Annotated in this window: 1 protein-coding gene; it reads right to left on the bottom strand. The window is 40.9% G+C overall.

The window, feature by feature from the left end:
• The coding region (locus tag QZ562_RS20605; RefSeq protein ID WP_293764513.1) for an ATP-binding protein at positions 1 to 3227 on the bottom strand (3227 nt) is incomplete at its 3' end.
• Positions 3228 to 3307: the final 80 nt, after the last annotated feature.

The raw sequence follows: 3307 nt of genomic DNA, 5'->3' as shown, positions 1-3307 counted from the left end.
AGATAGCCTATTTCAGCCAATGCCATCAGTATTTTATACTGGTCGTTACTCACAGGATTTCTTTTAATTTCGTGTTGCGCAGCAGCCACAGCATGCTTACTTTCAGTTTTTGCATACTGCCAATGAATATCCATCAGCTCACCAATTTTTCCTAACAAGGCTGTTAAATTAATGGGTTTAGCCATATAGCCATTATGAAAACAACCGTCAGCCATATGACCTTGAGCATCACGAGTATTTGCCGAAACCATCAATACAGGCATGACATAACCTCGGTCACGCACTTCCTTAATCATTTGCCACCCATCCTTATCAGGCATTCTTACATCCATAATAATTAAGCCAACGTGATGCCCTGTTAGAAATTCAAGGCCTTTTGCAGCATGTTCTGCCAGCAATACATCAAATCCTAAGGGTCTAAGTAGGTCTGCAATCAACTGGCGCTGGTGTATTTCATCATCCACCACCAGCACTGTTTGTTGAACTTCTTTGTATCCAATCACCTTGGCTTGAGTATATTCAGGGGCATTTTCATTATTATTAAGTGCCACCAGCATTAGCCGAAAATTAAAGGTAGAACCTTGTCCTAATGTACTTTTAAGGGTGATCTCGCCACCCATCAACTCAGTTAATGAACGGGATATGGTTAAGCCTAAACCAGCACCACCGATAGCTTGTGTATGGGCATTTCTCACCTGTTCAAAAGGTTTAAATATGGACTCACGATCATGTTCAGAAATGCCAATCCCTGTATCAATCACACTGAAATTGACTACCTGATTACGATAACTTACCTTTAATGTTACCGAGCCTCGGAATGTGTACTTGATTGCATTAGAAATGAGATTAATTAATATCTGTCTAAAACGTTGTTTATCGGTCGCCACATAATCAGGAAGGTTTGAGCAAGGTAGGTAAATAAATTGAATGTTTTTTTGTGCTGCTTTCATTTGAAACATATCAATCAACTGCTGCAAAATAGCTTTTAGGTTAACCTCATCACGTTGCAAGGTTAGCCTACCGGCTTCTATTTTAGAAATCTCTAACAACCCCTCGATTAAGTCCGCCAAGTGCTCACCATTACGTTTGACGATACCCAAAGTTTCGAGATGAGCTTGTGGAAAAGCCTCATCCTGGCTGAGTAACTGAGCATAACCTAACATCACATTTAATGGCGTTCTCAACTCATGACTCAATCCTGCTAGATAGCGACTTTTAGCTTCATTTGCCGTTTCAGCTTTTACTTTTGCATCTTGCAAAGCTAAAGATGTTTTTTCATGGGCGCTACTTTCCTTCACTAATGCGTTGGCTAGAGAGCGCAACTCTTTAAGCGCTGAACGATTGCCACTGCGTGCCAAAATAAACAACCAACTGATCACGCCAATAATGATTAACAGTAAGAAAAATATCTTTAACAAAGTGGTCGCAAAAACGTCTTTGACAGCCGCATCATCGACTGGCACTTGTAGGAAAATCAGAAACAAAATACCCGCTCCTATAACACTTAAACTGAGAGTTAGACCTATAAACTGGGCCATAGTTGTGGTCATAATTCTCAGTAAATCTGTGGTCAAAAAACGTTGGAAAAAATGCTGCGACTGGTTAGACAAAGTGCCTTCTGGTCGGCATTGGTCACCACAGCGCACATCAAGCGAACAGCATAAAGAACAGATTGGCTTTTGATAAGCAGGGCAGTAGGACATATCCTCATGGTCAAAAGTATTTTCACAGATATGGCATTGTGTGCTTTGTATAATAGGGGCTTGTTGATTGTTGACTAAATAAAAACGCCCTTGGGTTAAATAACCAATCAAGGGCACAGTGATAAATGGTAATCCACAGGCAATAAACGATCCTAACGCCTTAGCTGTTTCACCATACCAACCAAAATGAGCAGTAAATCCCACAAAGGTAGCGATAAGCATAGACCCTACGCCTACCGGATTAATATCGTATAAATGGGAACGTTTAAATTCAATATGAGCAGGGCTTAACCCCAGAGGTTTATTGATCAGCAAATCAGCTGTCAACGAACTTAACCATGCTAAAACAATCACCGAATATACCGACAACATACTTTCTATCGTCTGATAAATACCTAGCTCCATTAATAACAGAGCAATAGCAACATTAAACACCATCCACACCACTCGCCCGGGATGATTACGGGTGACACGAGAGAAAAAATTAGACCACGCTAACGAACCTGCATAAGCGTTGGCCACATTAATTTTAAGTTGCGATATCACCACAAAACTGCAGGCCACAATAACCGCTACGGTAGGATTGTCGAATACAAGACTAAAGGCAAGATTATACATATGTGCCGGATCATCAGCTAAGTCCATCGACACACCTTGAGACAGAGCAAAATAAGCTAAAAACGACCCTAAGAATAATTTTAACGCACCGAATAATATCCAACCAGGTCCACCTAAAATAAGGGCTGTCCACCAACGCCATTGACCCTTTTTAGGTTTTTCTGGCAAAAAGCGTAAAAAATCTACCTGTTCACCAATTTGTGCGACTAGCGACAATAATACAGCGGATGCGGCTCCAAATAATAAAAGGTTAAAGCCCTCTCCTTGCTCTCCCGCTAGCCCAGTAAATCCTAACCATTGTTGTAGGTTGCTATCAGGATGCGTAAAGACAAAATACAAAGGAGTGAGTTGTAACACAATCCAAAAAGGTTGGCTCCAGACCTGAAAACGGCTGATATAAGCAATACCGTGAGTCACTAATGGCAACACCACTAATGCACTGATGACATAAGCGACTGATAAGGGCATGCCAAATAAAATTTGCAAAGCCATCGACATGATAGCGGCTTCAAGTGCAAAGAAGATAAAGGTAAAGGAGGCATAAATAAGTGAAGCAATGGTAGAGCCGATGTAACCAAAACCTGCACCACGGCTTAATAAATCGATATCAACACCATATTTTGCGGCGTAATAACTAATCGGTAACCCCGTCAAAAACACCACAAATATAACCGCTAAAATCGCCCAGGCTGAATTCACAAAGCCAAAATTAAGAGTTATTGCCCCCCCAATTGCCTCTAAAACTAAAAATGAGACTATTCCCAAGGCTGTATTCGCAATTCGGCCTAAAGACCAGATCCGTGCCCTTCTTGCAGTAAAACGAAGGGCAAAATCCTCCATCATTTCGTTAGCAACGAGCTTATTGTAAGTTCTTCTTGTTGATAGAATTTTTTTATTGGATTGCATAAACGACGGTTTATATACCTACTCTTTATACCTACTTTATCCCAAGCGCGGCGACAATAATTGTAGTTTATCTGTAATAC

The organism is uncultured Paraglaciecola sp. (genome assembly GCF_913058035.1).
Classification (GTDB): domain Bacteria; phylum Pseudomonadota; class Gammaproteobacteria; order Enterobacterales; family Alteromonadaceae; genus Paraglaciecola.
Note: the sequence above shows the minus strand (reverse complement) of the source record. Positions and strands in the feature narration are given on the sequence as shown.